General features: G+C 62.4%; 12 protein-coding genes. 9 read left to right on the top strand and 3 right to left on the bottom strand.

From position 1 onward, the window contains the following. Nucleotides 1-259: 259 nt before the first annotated feature. The gene (locus tag ACN9M1_RS27640; protein ID WP_426400962.1) at nucleotides 260-1,000 is read left to right on the top strand and encodes a winged helix-turn-helix domain-containing protein; all 741 of its coding nucleotides are present in this window, start codon (nucleotides 260-262) and stop codon (nucleotides 998-1,000) included. Nucleotides 1,001-1,055: 55 nt separating this feature from the next. Here the strand turns inward: ACN9M1_RS27640 and ACN9M1_RS27635 are convergent, their stop codons facing one another. Further along, entirely contained in the window at nucleotides 1,056-1,214 is a 159-nt protein-coding gene (locus ACN9M1_RS27635) for a hypothetical protein (protein WP_021197635.1), read from the bottom strand. Nucleotides 1,215-1,996: 782 nt separating this feature from the next. On the opposite strand from ACN9M1_RS27635, the gene ACN9M1_RS27630 reads away from it, so the two are divergent. Beyond that, complete coding sequence (locus ACN9M1_RS27630; RefSeq protein ID WP_426400961.1) at nucleotides 1,997-3,886, top strand: ParB/RepB/Spo0J family partition protein; 1,890 nt, start codon at nucleotides 1,997-1,999, stop codon at nucleotides 3,884-3,886. Nucleotides 3,887-4,457: 571 nt separating this feature from the next. Next, on the top strand, nucleotides 4,458-5,078 hold the full coding sequence (locus ACN9M1_RS27625) for a hypothetical protein (protein WP_413705624.1): 621 nt from the start codon (nucleotides 4,458-4,460) through the stop codon (nucleotides 5,076-5,078). 312 nt (nucleotides 5,079-5,390) lie between these two features. On the opposite strand, the gene ACN9M1_RS27620 is transcribed toward ACN9M1_RS27625, so the two are convergent. Next, nucleotides 5,391-5,891: a hypothetical protein gene (locus ACN9M1_RS27620; protein ID WP_413705625.1), complete on the bottom strand. Its 501-nt coding sequence runs from the start codon at nucleotides 5,889-5,891 to the stop codon at nucleotides 5,391-5,393. A 402-nt stretch (nucleotides 5,892-6,293) separates the two neighbouring features. Here ACN9M1_RS27620 and ACN9M1_RS27615 point away from each other — a divergent pair, with 402 nt between their 5' ends. Both ACN9M1_RS27615 and ACN9M1_RS27610 read left to right on the top strand, forming a co-directional pair. After that, nucleotides 6,294-6,653: a plasmid mobilization protein gene (locus tag ACN9M1_RS27615; RefSeq protein WP_426400960.1), complete on the top strand. Its 360-nt coding sequence runs from the start codon at nucleotides 6,294-6,296 to the stop codon at nucleotides 6,651-6,653. Nucleotides 6,654-6,660: 7 nt separating this feature from the next. Next, on the top strand, nucleotides 6,661-9,774 hold the full coding sequence (locus ACN9M1_RS27610; protein WP_426400958.1) for an LPD7 domain-containing protein: 3,114 nt from the start codon (nucleotides 6,661-6,663) through the stop codon (nucleotides 9,772-9,774). 1,142 nt (nucleotides 9,775-10,916) lie between these two features. On the opposite strand, the gene ACN9M1_RS27605 is transcribed toward ACN9M1_RS27610, so the two are convergent. Further along, the gene (locus tag ACN9M1_RS27605; RefSeq protein ID WP_426400957.1) at nucleotides 10,917-12,038 is read right to left on the bottom strand and encodes a DUF2252 family protein; all 1,122 of its coding nucleotides are present in this window, start codon (nucleotides 12,036-12,038) and stop codon (nucleotides 10,917-10,919) included. 613 nt (nucleotides 12,039-12,651) lie between these two features. Here ACN9M1_RS27605 and ACN9M1_RS27600 point away from each other — a divergent pair. The 4 genes from ACN9M1_RS27600 (at nucleotide 12,652) to ACN9M1_RS27585 (ending at nucleotide 17,738) form a co-directional block, all read left to right on the top strand. Further along, nucleotides 12,652-14,160, top strand: a complete 1,509-nt coding sequence (locus ACN9M1_RS27600) for a lactonase family protein (protein WP_426400956.1) — start codon at nucleotides 12,652-12,654, stop codon at nucleotides 14,158-14,160. Between the two features lie 138 nt (nucleotides 14,161-14,298). Then, entirely contained in the window at nucleotides 14,299-14,748 is a 450-nt protein-coding gene (locus ACN9M1_RS27595; protein ID WP_426400955.1) for a hypothetical protein, read from the top strand. A gap of 24 nt (nucleotides 14,749-14,772) precedes the next feature. Beyond that, on the top strand, nucleotides 14,773-16,500 hold the full coding sequence (locus ACN9M1_RS27590) for a DUF2334 domain-containing protein (RefSeq protein WP_426400954.1): 1,728 nt from the start codon (nucleotides 14,773-14,775) through the stop codon (nucleotides 16,498-16,500). Nucleotides 16,501-17,555: 1,055 nt separating this feature from the next. Next, the gene (locus ACN9M1_RS27585) at nucleotides 17,556-17,738 is read left to right on the top strand and encodes a hypothetical protein (protein ID WP_426400953.1); all 183 of its coding nucleotides are present in this window, start codon (nucleotides 17,556-17,558) and stop codon (nucleotides 17,736-17,738) included. Nucleotides 17,739-17,796 lie beyond the last annotated feature (58 nt).

Below are 17,796 nucleotides of genomic sequence, written 5' to 3'. Positions count from 1 at the left end.
CTGCGCCTTTTTCTTTGTGGTCATCGCGCGTTGACGTGGGCAGCTCTCTCGCCGTCCTCCTGTTGTGCGGGATCTGCATCGAAATATTTCAATTTGATGTCATTTTGATGACAACTGCGGCGATTTTCGGATTAAGCACTGTCTAGGCCAAAGATCACTCTTTCTAGTGATGTATGAAGGATTTGTGAAAGTTATGCTGGGGTAAAAGACAACAAGCGGGGTCTACGTGTTGATGGGCGCCGCATCAATCGGGTTCGTTATGAAATTCGCCATCCTCACCAGCAATCCTTCGAGCTTTGCGTACGTGGCGGCTTGCCTGCCAGCGTACGTGACGTGCGTGCGATTGGACGACGATTTGGCGCTGTTGCGCGCCCGGCGCACCGAGGCCTTCGACTTGCTGATGATCGATGCACAGCTGTTCAGCACGGCCGGCCGGCTGGTTCTGTCCTGGCGTGACTGCAATGCCGACTTGCGCTGGCCAACGCTGGTGTTCGGCACTTTCACCGAACGCGCGGAAATGCTGCGTGTTTTTGACAGCGCTGTCGAAGACGTGATCACCGGCCACTTCACCGCAGAGGAGTTGAATGCCCGCGTTCAGCGCGTTCAGCGCAGCGCGGAACGCGGGACGCAGCAGACCGAGTCCGCTACCCGTACCGTGGTCGGGCCGAACAGTCTGTGCCGGCTCACTCGGACGGTGACGTTACGCGGCACGCCCATCCGCTTGACCGCCCGCGAATTTGCCACGGCCTGGCTTTTGTTCTCGTCCCCTGGGGCGTTTCTGTCACGCCAGCAGATCGCTTCTGCAGTCTGGGGAACGGAGGCCAGTGTTGCCGAACGCTCGATCGAGCAGCACATCTACAAGCTGCGCAAGAAGCTGGGCTTCGGAGAGGCGACCGGAGTGGAGCTCAAGACGGTCTACTCGCGCGGCTATCAGTTGACTGTCCAGCAGATGAGCGAGCAATCGCGCAGTGCCGCCCCGCAACTCATGCTGGCGGCTTGACGCCGATCGCCGGCGCGCCAGGCATCTTGGCGTTCCTGACAGACGCGTGCGCGAGTTAGGTGTCCTTGCTACTGGACACGGGCTCCATGTCGAAATGCGCTGCCGCGTAGCTCGCATTACAACTCCACACCTCGGTGCCGTCGCGGTAGAAGATGCACCATCGACCGTCGCTCACGCAGAGTGCTTCAGTGAAAGCACGGCTGTGTTCGTTCATTGCGGCATGGACCATTTCCACTTCACGGCAAGTGGCTCGATAGGTGCCGGCGGCGAGTGGCGGGGGATATTCGGGCCTGCGTCTCACCATGCCCTGCATTCCTCGTACATCTGTTTCTCAAGAACCTGTATTGACCGAGCGCTGACGATATCACGCATATCGGTGTGGGCGTTCGCCTGCCCCTTACCAGGACAAGGGTAGGGAGCCTGTGGTCATCCGCTTCCCACTCAGAGTTTGAGAAGCACACGCCATCTCATCACAGGTGTGAAAGGTCGCTGCTGAAGAAAAAAAGCCCAAGCAGGTGCTTGGGCTTGAATTCACCGGGTGGGTGAAGGAAAGCAATTCATTGTCAATGGATTTTGCTGCGTCAATTTCGCTTTTCCTCACGGTTTCCCCCGTCGTTGTTCCCGCTCCGTGTGGCCTGCCTGACCGGGCCGACCGTGCTGCACTTGGTCCGATTCCAGTGCGGGCTGAAGCCCGCAATAGGCGCTCGCCGCGCGGCGTTGGCCAGCGGTGACGGCGTGCCTTGCGCGCCATTCTCCCGAGCCCCTCGCCCTCATCCGGGACCGTAGTCACCTCCGGCCAGGCGGACAAGGGTTCGCAAGCCGCGCAAAGCGCGCCCTTGTCCGCCTGGCCGGCGCTGCCTCCTTGGGTCCCAGGGCGACGGACTCAGGAGAACGGCGGCAAGGCTGACAGGCCGCCGCACCGCCTGACCAACCTGCCCACGAGGGGGCTCCGAATCTAGGAGCCCGGTAGCACGACAACCCTTCTGGAAACCCATCATGCAAGAACAACACATTGCTGTACCGCTGTCCCGACTGGTCGAATCCGAAGCCAACGTCCGTAAAGGCGCACTCGATGCGAACTTGGTCGCCAGCCTTGCCGCCACCATCGCGGCGCATGGTCTGCTGTACCCGCTACTCGTGACCGAGGAGAAGCCCAAGGGCAGAAGCAAGAAGGCGACATACGCTGTAGTCGCAGGGCGTCGCCGTTTCGCAGCGCTGAGGCTGCTGCGCGACGAAGGCAAGATCGACGTGGACTACGCCGTGACGGTGCGCGTGGTGGCCGATGAAAACGCCGTCGAACTGTCAGCGGTCGAGAACACGCACCAGCCCATGCATCCGGCCGACGAATATGAATGCTTCCGCCGCATGGTGGACGAGGGTGCCGGTGTGGAGACCGTGGCGGCGCACTTCGGCGTGTCGGTCGCCGTGGTGCAGCGTCGCCTGAAACTCGCCAACGTCGCACCCGCGCTGATTGCGCTCTACCGCGAGGGTGCCATGTCGCTGGAACAGTTGATGGCGTTGACGGTGAGCGACGACCGTGCGGCACAAGAGCAAGTCTGGCACGGCACTCCGGCGTACCAGCGTGCGCCGGCGGCGTTGCGCCGTGCCCTGCTTGGCGAAGCGTCCATCGCCTCCGACTCGGCGGTGGCTGAATTCGTCGGGCGCGATGCCTATCTCGCCGCAGGTGGGCACGAACAGGTTGATCTGTTCGCTGAACACGGTGCGTACTGGGCGGACGGTGCCTTGGCTCACCAGTTGGCGGAAGAACGACTGGCACAGCAAGCGGAGACGATCCGTGCGGAAGAGGGTTGGGCTTGGGCTGTCGCACTGGTGCAGCCCGACTATGCCGCGCTGAATGCCTACGGTCGTGCGCCGCGGATGTTGCGCGAGCCGACCGAGGCTGAGCAGGCTGCGATGGATGCCTTGGACCAGCGCCAAGAGGCCATCGAAGCGCAGATGGAGGCGCTGGAGTTGTCCGATGACGAGGGGGCGGACGAAGCCTATCAGCGCTTGTCGGATGAACTGGAGGGCATCTACACGGAGCGCAGCGAGCGCGAAGCCGCGTTGGAGACGGTCGCGGACAAGACCAATGTCGGTGTCATCGTTGCGCTGCGCGACCACGGCGTGGAGGTGATTCGAGGCGCGATCCGCCCGGAAGACCGCAGGGCTGCTGTCAAGGCCGCTCGCGCGCAGGCGCGCGGCGCAGCAGCCGTGTCCGGAAGCGGCATTACCAATCGCCTGCCCGCGATGCCCAAGAAACTGGTGCGCGCGCTGACCGCGCAGCGCACGGCTGCCTTGCAAGCCATGCTGATGGAGAACCACCATGTGGCGCTCGCAGCGTTGGCGCACACGATGGTGACGGATCTGGCGCGCGAGGTGTACTACCGGAGCGGCGAGGGCGGCATCAAGGTGTCGGCCAAGAACGTAGCGTACGACTTGCATGCCGCCGATGCGGCGCTCGAAGACTCGCGGGCATGGCAGCAGATCAATGCGGCGCGGGCAGAGTGGGGCGAGCGCTTGCCGGGCGAACCAGATGCGCTGTGGGAACACCTGTTGGCGATGCCGCAGGAAGAGTTGATCGCGCTGCTGGCCCACTGCACGGCGCTCACCGTTGATGGCATCCAATCCCGCAGTGGCGAGCATTGCACCGATGCGCTTGCGCGAGCGGTGAATCTGGATATGGCGGACTGGTGGAGCGCGACGCCCGATGGCTACTTGTGCCGGGTGCGCAAGGCCGATGTGCTGCAAGCGGTGAGTGAGGCCGTCTCACCTGCGGAAGCCGTGCCGCTGGCGTCCATGAAGAAGGGGCCGATGGTGGAGGCTGCAGGGCGCTTGCTGGAGGGCAAACGCTGGGTGCCGCCGCTGCTGCGTCAGCACGCCGCCTGACAAAAAAATCCCAGCCATGCAGGCTGGGCGAGGTATGAGTTGCGAGCGGGTGAGTCGCCCGCTCGCAGGCAGCAGTGTAGTGGTCCACGCTGTTGCCTGCAATGCCTTCTTCCGCGGCGGGCCGTGTGCCCGCCGTCTTGCCTGACCATTGCCGTGGGCCTCTGCGCTGTGTCGTGTCGCGCATCCCACCGCTTACGTGGATTCCAGTGCGAGCCAAGGCCCGCAATAGGCGCTCGCCGCGCGGCGTCTGCCAGTGGTGTCGCCGGGCACTGCCGCCGTTCCCCTGAGTTCCCCGCCCTGTTGTGGACCGTAGGCGACGCTTGCCACGTCGCAAGGGTTCGCTTCGCCGCGTACTCGCCCGTTCGGTGCTCGCCCCATGGGCTGTGCTCCGCATGCGGCCTCCGTGCGCGCCCTTGCGGCGTGGCAAGCGTCGCCTCCTTTGTCCACAGGGCGAGGAACTCAGGGGAACGGCGGCAGCGCTGACAGGCCGCAACACCACCTGACAAACCTGCCCTGGAGAGGGCTCCAAATCTAGGGGCCCGGTAGCTAACAAACCATATGAGTACGAAACATGAGTCAACACTATTTTGAAACGACTTACCTGAATCGTCCCGTGCGTGTTATGATCGGCTGGGATCGCCCCGTGCAGCAGTATCTGCTGACGGTCGAGTATTTGGACGCCGACCGCTACGTCTACACGAACCTGCAGGAGCGCAAGCCGTATGCGTTCGATCTGGACGATTACCGCGCCAAGCTGGAAACGCTGGGCATCGACGTTCCGGCCTCCATGTTCGCGCAGGCGCAGAAGGACCGCGCAGGCAACATGGGCGAGCGCTACGTCTATCACAAGGCGGACGGCACCTACACCGAGCACTTCATGGGGGCCGCACCCGCAGGCGTCGAGCAGCGCCGGGGCCTGCCGTTCAAGCTGGGCGACGTGGCGATGACGACGGGTTGCTATGACTTCATGAAGGAGCGCGGCCTGTTGCCGTCCGTGCCAGCCATGCTGGTTGCTCGCCACGCCATGGGCGACTGGGGCGACATGTGCGAAGAGGATTGCTACAGCAACGCCCGCGCGCTGGAAGAGGGCGGACGCCTCATGTCGAGCTACATGGTCGGCAGCCGCAAGGTATGGGTCATTACCGAGTCTGACCGCAGCGTGACGACTCTACTGTTCCCGGACGAATACTAAGCTGGATGGGGCGCCGCAATGGCGCCCCCTTGGGCGGGCATGGCCCGCCCACCCTCGCGGCATGACGACTGCGGCCGGATACGCCGCGAGCGGTCTACCTGCCATGGCGAACGGGCTTGCAGAGAAGGGTGGTCAGGCAAGTGCGACGCTGAAGTCGGGGCGTTGTCAGTCCAACCTGCTACTCGGTCCCGCGAGCCGCGCTGGCCGCGCGACAACCGCCTGGAAGGTAACCAACGCTCCCATGTCCCCGGAGGGGTCCCCTATGCCCTTCGACCTGGGCGCGGACACTCCTGACGCTGACCGCCTTCCCTTCTATCCACTCGCAGCAGTCGGCCCGGCCCCTGCGCTCCCTGCACTGACTTGCTCACGCGCCAAGCGCTTGCGTTCTTCCTGTTTGCGAATCAACTCATCCAACGGATTCGGCGACTCTACCTGGAACTGGCGGGCGTACAAGTCGAGGATGGCCCGCTTGTTGAGCATTGGGTTCTCCTTGGCCAGTTCTTCCGTGGTCTTGTAAGACCGCTCCGCTTTCTTCGGCGGTGCTGACGTGTCAGCGGCTTGCCGGACAGGTTCGCTCACGTTCGCAGCCGGAGCGGTCCGAGAGCGCGCCGGTTTCTCCTGCGGTGTCTGCCGTGCAATGAAGGCGGCCAAGGTCGAGAACGCCACGACGACCTGATTCGCGGCGAGGAATTGGCGCACCTGCTCGATGGTGTAACCCGCCGCCCGCAGCGCCTGAATGTCGGCGAGCCACGGATGCATTATTGAGCGTCGTCGTGCTGGCTGGACCTGATTCTGGAATTCCTGAACGTTCATATGCGCGCCAAAAAGTGACTCATGAGCCGCTAACGAGATTCGGCGAGTCACCGTATCGCGGTGATCGCATCATTACCGATCGATTCTTAGATAGCTCTGCATCAGTTCTGCATTGATTCCGCCGGATTCTAAAGGATTCTGTATCTCTATTCAGGAGTCTCACCATACTCTGGTAAGAGTATTGAATAGTTACCACTTAGATCAAAGTCGTAAGGCACGTAGTGTATGTTTACGTGATGCTCCGCCTCCCGTAAAATACAACGTGCCAAAGGGGCTCGCCCCTTTGAAACCCCCGCGGCGTTGCCGCGTGGAACTGCGCGACAGGACGGCCCTCCGCGCCCCTGTTATGCGTAGCGCGACGCGCCCGATCCAGCAGCCCAACCCCGACAAGAAGACTCTGCGATGCTCAAACCGAAGCCCGAAGGTGGCCTGTCTAAGCCGATCAGCTTCCGGCTGTCGGAAGCTGATCGCGAGGCGTACCTGGCCAAGGTCGCGGCGTCTGGCCTGACCCAATCCGAGTTCTTCCGCCAGGCGGTGCTGACCAACCGCACGCAGCTGGTGGCGCGTCTGAAGGCCACGCCCCACCGCGAACGCCTGCTGTTCATCTTTGGCAAGACGAGCCGCGACATCGAGCGGCTCGCGCGCCAAGCCAGTGCAGACCATGAGCGCGGCGCTCTGTCTGAGGAAACCTACATGCAGATGCTCGACCGGCTGCAGCTGATTGGTCGGTATCTGAAGGCCACGCTGGCCCAGGTGGACTGAGCCGCCCATGCTGATCCGCATCCGGCACTACCGCGAAGGCGTCAAGGAGTATCTGGAAAAAGGCCAGAAGCAAGACCGCGAGTTCACGCGCGACGAGATGGATGAGCGCGTCATCCTCGCCGGCGACCTGGACTTGACCGATGCGCTGATCCAGTCGATGGACAGCACCGATGCCAGCCGGTACATGAATGTCACGCTCTCGTTCAAAGAGGACGAGCTGTCGCGTGAGGTGCTGGCCGAGATCGTGCGTGACTTCGAGGCGTTCATGTTCGCGGCCTACCGGCCGGACGAATACAATTTCTACGCCGAAGCGCACGTGCCGCGTCTCAAGAGCTATCCCGATCGCAAGACGGGTGATCTGGTGGAGCGCAAGGTGCACATCCACGTCGTGGTGCCGGCGCTGAACCGGCTGACGGGCCGGCGTCTGGACCCCTTCGGCAAGGTCGACCAGCAAACGCGCTTCCTGGAGGCCTTCCAGGAACACGTCAATGCCAAGTACGGCTTGGCCAGCCCGCGCGACAACCGGCGCGTGGCCTTCACCGACTCATCGGAGATGATCAGCCGCTACAAGGGCGATGCGTTCGATGGGTCGAACCGCGAGCTGCGGTCGGCGATCCTGGACGCCGTGCTGGCGCGGGACATCACATGTTACGAAGACTTCCGATCGTTGCTGGCCGAATTCGGCGAGGTGCGCACGCGCAATGCCGGTCGCAGCAATGAATACGAGAACGTGAAGCCGCCTGGCGCGGCCAAGGGTGTGAACCTCAAGGAATACGTTTTCTCGCGCGAGTTCGTTGAGTTGAGCGCCGAAGACAAGCGGGCCGCGATGGAAGCCCGGGTGCATGCGGAATACGTCGCGCCTGGTCAGCCGCGCACCACGCCAGTCATGTTTCGTGAGGCGCTGGCCGAGTGGCATACCTCGCGGGCACGTGAAGTCAAATACCTGAACGGTGGCAGTCCATTCTACAAGATTTATCGGGAAGCGCCGGCGGATGAGCAGCGCACGCTGCTGGCCGAGCGCGAGTTTCAGTTCTATCAACCCTATGGAGGTTTGGATGGCAAAGCACTCGACCGAGGCGAGCGCAGCGGGTATGGAGAGCACGGCGCCTGGCGTTGGGCCGAACGAGACGGTGGACGCGGATGGGGTGATTCACGCCCGGAGTTCGGAAGAGAAGTCGAAGCGCAGCCAAGCCAACGTGACCGGCGAGGCGGGCACGGGCGTGGTGGCGTTGACGTTGATGCAGATCGACCCCGCGCGGCGCCCGAATCCGCAGACCGTGTGCGAGGTCTGCCCTTCGGCGGTATGGATGGCCACCCCGCGCGAGGTGAAGAGCTATTGCCGGCTGATCCACTACTGGAGTTGGGAGTCGAGCAAGCCGAACGAGCTGACGCACTGCGACGGGCTGGCGATTTCGCTGGAGCGGGAGCAGGCGAACGAAGAAGCGTAGGCCGGACGGCCGAGGATCTGGCGTGGCGGTTTGTGGCGGCGCGGATGTATGACGCCTACCAAGCTGGCGACCCTGCAAGCCAAGCGCGCTTGCGTGCGGCTAGCGCTGCGAAGTTCACGCAGTACCAGTTTGCGCCACCACCGGGTGCAGCGGGCACACCAGCACCGTTTGGGCAGCGGCCGGGGCCGCGCAATCTGGCTGAGATCGAGGGCTTTGATGCGATCGGCTCGATGCCGTTTGAGCGCGCGCAGTCGGATGTAAGAATAAATGCAATTAACAGCCAGCCCATTAGGGCTGACGCTCCCCCCGGCCACTCGCAGCATCCGCCGTCATGGCCAGCGGCCGTGGGCGCCGGCGACATTGTGGTGCAGTTCAACAGCCGGGCGCGCACAGCGACGGGACGGGAAGCGGACAGTGTGCTGGATCAGCTGGCGCGAGATCTGTCGGAGCGGCGGGCTGCGCGCGGCGACATTGAGCGGGCCGAGTTCCGCGAGATCAAGGCGAACCTGGATGCGCAGCGGTTGCTGGATACGCTCTCGCGCACGCATGGGCTGATCGTAGACAAGTACGCGGTCACCAAGGGCGCTGATGGCGGGGATCGCATCCGTGCCGGCACGCGCAACTTGAACGTGTCGGATTTCCTGACCAAGGAATTGAATCTGTCCTGGGCGGATGCCGCGCAGCTGCTGCGCACAACCTATCGGGCGCAGACCGGCCGGGAGATTGAAGCGCCCTCACTACAGCGGCCGGAGCCGACGCCGGCGCTGTGGCGTGAGTTCATGCTGCAGTGTGCAGTCTTCGGCCAGGCTGACCGCGCGGCGTGGGCGGCGCAGCTGCAGAGCGAGCGTGAACGGCGCGAGGCAATCCGGTCGGCGTTCCGTGCGGCACGCAGCGCTATCGGTGAAGATCCGAAGCTGTCGCGGGCAGCACAGGTCAAGGCGGCATTGTCGACGGCGCGGATGACGCGCGTGGAGCAGGAAACGGCGCTCAGCCGCGCCATCACGGCCGAGCGCGATACGTTGAGGGCGTCTCGGCCGTCGCAGGAGGATCGTTACCTGGCGTATCTCGCAGCACGTGGCCAGCGCGGCGACACCGCGGCGCTGTTCGAGCTGCAGCGACTGCGCCCTCAAGAGCCGGCCGAAGATCCGCGCCGACTCACGATCCGACCTACGCGCCCGGTGCAGCCCAACGCGATCTTGTATGACGGTCCCGTCATCACGCACCGGGTGCAGCGCAACGGCGACGTGGAGTACCAGCGCAACGGTGCTGCGCTGCTGGTTGACCAGGGCAAGTCGGTGCGTCTGTGGCAGAACGATCGGGATGCGATCGAAATCGCCCTGCGCCTCGCGCAGCAGAAGTTTGGGCCGGTGCTGCAGCTGTCTGGACCGTTGGAATTCCAGATGGAGGCGGCGCGGGTGGCGGCCGATGCGCGGCTCAATGTTGAATTTGCTGATGGCGCAATTAACCGCATGGTTGTCGAGCGTCGGGACATTCTGCAAGAACTGGCCTCCCGTCGGCCGCAGGAGACGAGTCGGTCAACGCCACCATCTGGCAAGCAACCGGAGAAGCCGACATTTGATCCTGGCACGCCATCACCAGGCCATAGCGCAGATATATCGGATCGAGGCGCGCAGCCCCCGGATCCGGAGCTAGGCGGTGACATCGAGCGATAGGCTGCGGTTTGACGCTATGCCTACGCTTCCGGCATGCCGCAATGCTTAAAGTGCTAGGAGCCGTGGCGGCCGTTCTCCCCAAAAAAAAACCCGTGGAAAAAAAGCCCGCGACTTATCGTGTGGGCTGAAAAGACGAGTGTCGGATGAGCCACCCTCAGCATGGATATGTTCTACCGGAGCACTCGGCAGGCAACATCGCGAGCGGCCGGAGTCGCACTGAAATGTTGCGTGATTGCCGCTGGACCTGCCGCCCCTTCTTACTATGTCGTCGTACGCGAGCGCCGCGTTTGTTTCAGCCGTGATATAGAAATGCACGCTTCGTGCCGCTCAGTGTGACTGGAGACGGACGCATGCCCCGCAAAATCAAGGCCGAAACCGACATGGCACAGATGTCGCTCCATGCCCTGCGGGGAGGCGCGAGCCATGCCAACAATCACCTCGTAGCGCCATGCTCGGCACTTGCCGGCCGACTACACGCTTGAGCAGACCGCAGTTACCGCTGACGTTGCGATGACGCTGAACTTCGCGGCGGCCGCAGCCTCCACATCAGTCGTGCAACAACAAATGCCTTACATCGAGCCGCTTGCTGAGAGTGCATTGTCTGGCGTGGCGGCGCAGGTTCGTGGTCAGTCAAGACACAGCCCTGGCACCGGAGAACAAGCGAGGCGCGGCGGCGCTACGCAACACCTACGGGGTCGTGCAGGTGAATCAAATGACTGGAATCGGGAATACACGACCAACAGTTTTGTGCTCCGTCCCCCGGCGGGCACTTTTTTATCGGCAACAAGATGAGAGGCGATCCCCATAGAAGCCAAACAGATGGCCACTGCTGCACTCGCTCCGCAGGCCACGGTCGCCGCCCCGGCACATGGCCGCGACGACAGTCCGCGCTCCTTCGGCACGATCATCAGCAGCGACATCCACGTGCAGGGCTAGGCGCGGCCGAAGCGTCATTGCGACGACTCCTCCTAAAACACGCGGTGAGGTGAGCAACTTCTAGGCGCTGCAACGAAGTCACGACGATATGGAGGCTTAAGGCGATCAGCGCTGTCTTCTTCTGCTGCTGCTGCGTCCCCCCGTCTTGCAGCCCCTCTGTCGTCTCGCAATGAAGAGGCGGACTAGCACAGGTGCCCCATAAAGATTTAGGTGGTGGTGCTGTGTCCCAACGCCCAGCGCCGGCAGTGATCAAGATATTGGCGTTCGTGTCTTCCTACCAGATCCACGATGCTCGTCCACAGCCAGAACGGCGCATCGATGGATTTACCGTGGCGCCGCTGTAGCTCGCGTCGCCACACCCCAGCATCGTTTCGCGAAAGTTGTCCCCCATGCGCGACACCGACTACCGCGCCGAGGTAGCGTGCGACTTCAGTGGCCTCCGCTTGCGGCAGCGTGTCAATCTCAAGTTTCAAGTCTTGGGGGAGCAACTCCCGCACGAAGACGCTGGTATCCAACACCCGCAGGGCAGCCATCCGGGTTCCCAGAAACGGCGCAAGGTGCGTTGCGCCCGCGACGACACGCTCGCCGTTGTCGCGCGGCATATTGGTCTGCGGCTGCCTGGGCGCCGCAGGCGCTGCAGCCTCCTTGAAATCCAATAGGCAATAGTGCCGGTTCTTCCCTGTTCCGACGGCAAGCAACACTGCGTAGCGGAGTCGCCCTAGCGAGCTGCATCCCTTTACCCAATACGCTGCATCCATAAGCTCAATCTGGTCCGCAGGCTCTCGGGAGTACAAGCGGGTAACGAGAAGGGGTAGCGTGGTTTCCCGACAAAGCGCCTCAAGCGCGTCGCGCTCCGCCTTGCGCAAAGGCCAGAAGCGTTTGCCGAGGGGGATCGTCGGCTTCGCGTCTTCGATGCGGTCGCTCGCGAGTTGCTTCCATGTTCTGCGGGTCGCAGCCTTCATGGCGGTCTTCGCTGCTGAAGGCTTGGGCGGAAGCCGATGCGTGGGGCCCGCCTTCAGCGCTGCCATGTAGCCCGCCATGAGCGCTTCGACCATCTGCGCGGTGACAACACCGGGCAGGTCCGATCCGCGTGCGGCCGTGGCGAGTGACACGCCCAGCCGGATCAGGTCGTGTGCCGGATTGCCGATGACTGTCTGGTCCATATCGCGGACCTGAATCGCGACCCGGCCGGCGGTGTCGCCCACGTGGCAGTCCCCACATATCCAGATGGCCGGGCCCACTGGTAACGTGCTTGGGCTGATTTCTTCCAACCACTCGTAGAACTTTGTAGTGCTGCCGCGCACGAACGCGTGCGCGGACTTGGCCATCTTCAGGTTACGCAGTTCTGCAAGCGCGACGTTGCGGTTGCGCGGTAGGACGTCCCGTGTGTGGCCGAGTGGGTGGGGCCACGCTTCGTTTTGGTTGGCATATGCCGCGGTCCTTCTGGAAGATGTTCTCGGTCCACTCAACGCTGCACATCGGCAGACCTCTGAGAGTCATTTTTGCTCGGGCGGTAGGATTCCCATTGCACCGGCGGCGCACAGTTTTTCAGTACGCGACGTTAACGCGAGGGCGTCCTCAGTGTATCGGACCATATTCTCTGCGCCGACGAACACAGTTGGAAACCCAGCACGGCGTGGACGTGAAACGCCCTGGCCGCCTTTCGTATGGTCACCAGCTGCAAAGAGTCGAATTGTCCTGTCTCGCATTGCCTGCGATCAGAATGTGCGGCCGCTCAACGGCGGAGCCAAGCATGGCAAGGCAAGCAACAGTGGCCCAAGTATCGCGCCAAACGCTTGCAACCGGCGCACACCGCACGTTCCCGTCCATGAAGCGGAGGGCCTCGTCGGTCAATTAGCCTATGTCGGCATATGGGTCGGGGTTCCTATGCTTTGGGGAACACGAGTCCACACACTCGCGACAACCAGAACGGGGGGAGCCATGGCCGAGCTGTCAATCGCCCAAGCGCAACGCGCGAGCGGCACACATGGGCAACCAACGCCCGCACCGATTCCCCCTCGCAGTGCGACACGCGCGCGCGGCATCCACGGCGCGGCGCTGGTAATGGCAGCGGCGGCGATGTCTTTGGGGCTTACGGCCTGCGGCGGCGGCGGTGATGCCTCGCCCCCAGCGGCCAACCCGCCGAGCAGCAACGCCACGCCCGCCCCCACGCCAGCGCCCGCGCCCTCACCGGTGACAACCTTTGGCGTGGGCGGCACCGTCAGCGGCCTGACTACGGGCAAATCGGTCACTCTGCTGAACAACGGCGGCGACGCCATTACCGTCAGCGCCAACGGCAACTTCCGCTTCCCAACCGCGCTCGCGCAGGGCAGGCCGTACGCTGCGACGGTAGGCACCCGGCCTTCAGGGGAAAACTGCACCGTCACCAACGGCAGCGGCACAGTGGGCACCAGCAATGTCACCAACATTGCGGTGGCGTGCGCACCGCGGCCGCTGTTTGCGTATGCCGTGAACTCTAACGACGGCACCATCTCCGCCTTCACGCTGGACCTGACCACTGGCATTCCCACAGCCATCGGCACGGCAGTGGCCGTCGGGCTCGGGCCGCTGTCGCTCACCGTTGATCCGGCAGGCAAGTACGTGTACGTGGCCAACGCCAACGACAACACCATCACCACGCTGTCAATCAACCCGACCACCGGGCTGCTGACCGTGGTGGGCTCGCCCACTGTGACCGGCATACAGCCGTTCAGCATCGCGCGCACGCCCAACGGCAAGTTTGCGTACACGGCCAACTTTGGAGATAACACGCTCTCGGCGTTTTCGGTCAACACCGGCACGGGCGCGCTGACTGCACTGTCAGCCATCACGGCAGGCGCCAACCCGTACACCGTCACCATCAACAGCGCGGGCACCTTCGCCTACGTGGTGAACGCCAACAGCGGCAGCACCACCGGCACAGCCATGGCATTTGCCATCAACAACAGCACGGGCGCCTTCACGCAGGTGGGCACCACGGTCAACACCGGCAATACGCCGCAGTTCATCGCGGTCAACCCGGCCGGCAGCTTTGCGTATGTCGCCAACTCTGCAGACAACACGATCGGCATCTACAGCGTCAGCAACACTGGCGCACTCACCGCATCGGGCACACCGGTCGCGGCGGGCACCAACCCGTTCTATATGTCGATTTCACCCTCAGGCGGCTTCCTGTACGTGAGCAATGTGCTCAGCAATAACGTGAGCGTGTTCTCGATCAATCCAACCAATGGCGCCCTGACGCTTATCGACACCACTGCCACCGGCAACGCCCCCGTCACTGTCCTGCTGAACCCCGCAGGCACTTTCGCTTATGTGGTGAGCGGCGTTGACAACACCGTCACCGCCTACCGCGTGGACGGCACCACCGGCAAGCTGACCGCGGTGACGAATGGGTCGGCGGCCAGCGGCAATATCCCGCGCGGGATGGTGATTGCGGCGGTGCCCTGAAATTTCCCGGGTTGATCAATTACATACCCTGTGTGGTCAAACGACCACCAAGGTCTGGAAATCATCAAGAAGGAAGCGACAAAGGCCACTGTGCATTGGTTACCCGCATAGCGTCGCCTGATTGGGTGGGAGGTTTTGATGAAAGCGAAACGAATCGGGGGAGGCGTGTTGTTGGCCTCCGCCCTCGTTGCCGGGTGGCTGATCGTATCGCCACCATGGGCCGGCGATGCGGACAATCTCGCTGTCGTGGCCAGCGCTACGGACCCCGGCAGCGGCGGTGAGAGCGGAAACAAGAAAGAAGCACCCGCATATACAACGGCGACGACTACAACTGCGCAACCCATGCGGCCCACTGTCGTGGCGGTAGCCACACCCAAGCCCGTGACTGGTGGCGCGCGCGCCTACGGCTACGGCGTCATGGATGAAAACGGACAGGTCATTCCACCGCCACGCACCGTGGTCATGACTGAAGTCCGTCCTGGTATGCCGGAAAACGAGGTAACGGGTACCGAACGTGGCCACGACCGTGGCCCCAACTTCAACCTCGGGCTCTACCGCCAAGCGGATGGCTCGTTGTATCGCCCATGATTGCCCATGAGCCGGAGAGTCATCATGAAGACGCTGTTTCGAAAGTTTCTCTGTGCGCTGGTATTTGCGGGCGGCCTGCTGGGCGTTTCGCTAACGGAGCTGTCTCAGAGCGCCACCTGCACCCTCGGGGTCGGGGCCATCTGCGTGACGATCGGCGGATCGGCATCAGCGCAGACCACGCCGGCCAAGATGCTGGTGCTGTACGACGCGCCCGCCAATGACCCGTACACCAACCTGGGCAAGGCGTACGCGATCATGCTGTACAACCTGCTCGCGCACTTCAACACCACCATCACCATGCTGCCCGTGCAGAACTACACGGCGGGCATGACCGAGCAGTACGCCGCCACGTTCTACATGGGGAGCTACTACAACAACCCCATACCAGCGGCGTTCCTGTCAGACGTGAGCACCACGCAGAAGACCGTCGTCTGGTTCAAGTACAACCTGTGGGAGCTGGCCTGGAACACGGCATATCCGTTCACCACGCGCTACGGCATTAACTTCGTCAATCTGGCTGGCATGAATGCGACGCCGTCGGCCAGTGCACCGAACCCTGGCTTCTACGACACGATCACGTACAAGAGCCAGATCATGACCAAGTACTACGCCTTCAATGCTACGACCGGGGCAGTTACTGCAGACCCCGACATCGGCGTGACGGCGGTAGCCGATGCAACCAAGGCCACGACCTTGGTGACCATCTCCAACTCGGTCAGCCCCACCACGAAGCCGGCCGTGCCATATGTCATTCGCTCGGGAAACTTCTGGTACTTCGCCGACATGCCGTTCTCGTACATCGGACCGCGTGACCGCTACCTGGTGATCTGCGACATGCTGCATGACATTCTGGGCACCAATGCGCCCACGCTGCACCGTGCGCTTGTCCGTCTGGAAGACGTGAATGCCACCACGACGGTGTCTTCGATGCAGCAGTTGACGGACTACCTGTACGGCCAGAAGGTTCCGTTCTCGATTGCGACCATCCCGGTGTACACCGATCCGAACGGTGTCTATAACGGCGGCGTGGCGCAGACCATCCACATGGTCAACGCAACGGGGCTGAAGCAGGCGCTGAACTACGCCCGGGCGCGCGGCGGTCACGTCCTGATGCACGGCTACACGCACCAGTACAGCAACATTCCGAACCTGATCAACGCGGTCAGCGCGAACGACTATGAGTTCTGGCTCGCCACGCAGAACCGGCCCGTGAATGAGGATTCGACCCAATGGGCGGCCGGTCGCTTGTCGGCCGGGTTGCTGGAACTGCAACTCAACGGATACTTCCCATTTGCGTGGGAGGCACCACACTACCAGTCGTCGCCATTGGCCATCAAGGCTGTGCCGAAGTACTTCAAGAACACCTATCAGCGCGTGGTGTACTACACGTCGGATAACCCGCAGACGCTCGCTTCGACGGCGCCGGGACACGACTTCTCGGTCGGCCAGTTTTTCCCCTACATCATTCAAAAGGACTACTACGGCCAACGCGTGATTCCGGAGAACCTCGGCAACGTGGAATACAACATCTGCGCAATCGATCCGTCGTCTTGCCTGACGTACAACGTCGCGGACATCCTGACCAACGCCACCTACGCTCTGGTGGTACGCGACGGCTTTGCCTCGTTCTTCTTCCATCCGTTCTGGCTGGAGCCGGGGCTGGTTGCCACGGGCTTCCCTGACTTCCAACAACTCATCACCGGCATTTCCGCACTGGGCTTTACCTGGGTGGATGCCAGCACGGCTCAGTAGCCAACTGAATGCGGATGCGCTCGAAACTGGCGAGGGGTTCAGAAGGGGCTATTCCAGACAGGAACACCGGTGGCATTAGGGGGATATGAAGAGGACCACCTCGGTGTTCGCTTGGTATGAAGCCATTGCAGGATCGCGCCTTGCGATCCACGAATGGGTTAGGGAGGGGGTGCGCGTTGCACCGATCTCTCTTTCCCAGCCTTCGTGGTGTGACGTTGAGCGTCGCATTGCTGCGCAAGTTCCTTTGCCATCAGAATGCCCGCGTTCAACGCCATCCCCTTAGAGAGGAATCCCTCGGGCGAGTAGGCTGATGTCCATTAAGTTGGTGTGCCGTGATGCGGAACATAACGATAGTCACTTGACCATCGTTTGTCTGTCCGTCGCGCGATATGGACCTCGACCTGGCCGTGACCGGTTTTCACTGAAATTTGCATCGAGGTTCCCCGCAAAAAGCGTCAGCCCGCGCAGGTTTTTTCGCCGTTTTGGCGCCGCAGGTTCTCTAGCGTAGTTGCGACCGATGCACTTATCTAGTCGCCTTGAGTGCACACTCCAACAAGACGAGCGCCGGATGTAGCTCGTCGAGCCGTAAATATTGGGTAGTTTCCCCCAAACCGGACCAGAGTCAGAGTTACTCTGGTTCGACGATAAAACGCTGTCCTGAATGTTCCGCAAGCAGGCCATACAAACTGTTCGATGGGCGGCTCAAGTGCCGTGCCTGCGGCAAGCGGTTTAGTTGGACCTGGGTGTGGGACCCGGTGCGTCTAAGCAGCCGTGAGAAGACGCGTTTGCTGGAGGTGTTCGTGCTCGGTGTGCCGGCGTATCGGCTGCGTTTCGATCCGTCGGTCGGCACCAAAACGCGAGAACGTTTTTTGCCGGTCTCAAGCTCCTGGATACGCTGCTGATCCGCGGTCATGACCTTGCCTTGAGCGGTAGCTTCCTTGGCCCACTCAATCTGAACCAAGGCTTGCCCGCAGACAGGAACAAGATCTTTACGCCCTGTCCTCCTGGGTGGTGGTCTGCATCGCGGCGCGCTCGCGGGCGTGCTCGATGGCCCGATGCAGACGTTCCCGCAGGAGCCGGTGAACGGTTCGCCCGGCACCGTGCACTATGGCATGCGCGAGATCCAAAACCCCTTCACAGGTAGCGCGATCACAAGCAGGTCGCGCGTGCGCGTGCTGGCGCGCAACGTCCGCAGCGAATCACACAGTACCCTTCTCGAACCGAGCCATCCCATCTAAAGCAGATCGGGTAAGGCCGAATGCAGCATGGTCAGCCCTTGCGAGGGATCATCGACCC

Source organism: Ralstonia sp. R-29 (assembly GCF_049913345.1).
Classification (GTDB): domain Bacteria; phylum Pseudomonadota; class Gammaproteobacteria; order Burkholderiales; family Burkholderiaceae; genus Ralstonia.
The sequence above is the reverse complement of the archived record's forward strand: the minus strand, read 5'-3'. Positions and strand labels throughout refer to the sequence as shown.

Bases quoted from the DNA above. Each gene is read 5' to 3' on its own strand.
- ACN9M1_RS27640 (WP_426400962.1), top strand. From the start codon at position 260: ATGAAATTCGCCATCCTCACCAGCAATCCTTCGAGCTTTGCGTACGTG.
- ACN9M1_RS27635 (WP_021197635.1), bottom strand. From the start codon at position 1,214: ATGAACGAACACAGCCGTGCTTTCACTGAAGCACTCTGCGTGAGCGAC.
- ACN9M1_RS27630 (WP_426400961.1), top strand. From the start codon at position 1,997: ATGCAAGAACAACACATTGCTGTACCGCTGTCCCGACTGGTCGAATCC.
- ACN9M1_RS27625 (WP_413705624.1), top strand. From the start codon at position 4,458: ATGAGTCAACACTATTTTGAAACGACTTACCTGAATCGTCCCGTGCGT.
- ACN9M1_RS27620 (WP_413705625.1), bottom strand. From the start codon at position 5,891: ATGAACGTTCAGGAATTCCAGAATCAGGTCCAGCCAGCACGACGACGC.
- ACN9M1_RS27615 (WP_426400960.1), top strand. From the start codon at position 6,294: ATGCTCAAACCGAAGCCCGAAGGTGGCCTGTCTAAGCCGATCAGCTTC.
- ACN9M1_RS27610 (WP_426400958.1), top strand. From the start codon at position 6,661: ATGCTGATCCGCATCCGGCACTACCGCGAAGGCGTCAAGGAGTATCTG.
- ACN9M1_RS27605 (WP_426400957.1), bottom strand. From the start codon at position 12,038: ATGGCCAAGTCCGCGCACGCGTTCGTGCGCGGCAGCACTACAAAGTTC.
- ACN9M1_RS27600 (WP_426400956.1), top strand. From the start codon at position 12,652: ATGGCCGAGCTGTCAATCGCCCAAGCGCAACGCGCGAGCGGCACACAT.
- ACN9M1_RS27595 (WP_426400955.1), top strand. From the start codon at position 14,299: ATGAAAGCGAAACGAATCGGGGGAGGCGTGTTGTTGGCCTCCGCCCTC.
- ACN9M1_RS27590 (WP_426400954.1), top strand. From the start codon at position 14,773: ATGAAGACGCTGTTTCGAAAGTTTCTCTGTGCGCTGGTATTTGCGGGC.
- ACN9M1_RS27585 (WP_426400953.1), top strand. From the start codon at position 17,556: ATGCAGACGTTCCCGCAGGAGCCGGTGAACGGTTCGCCCGGCACCGTG.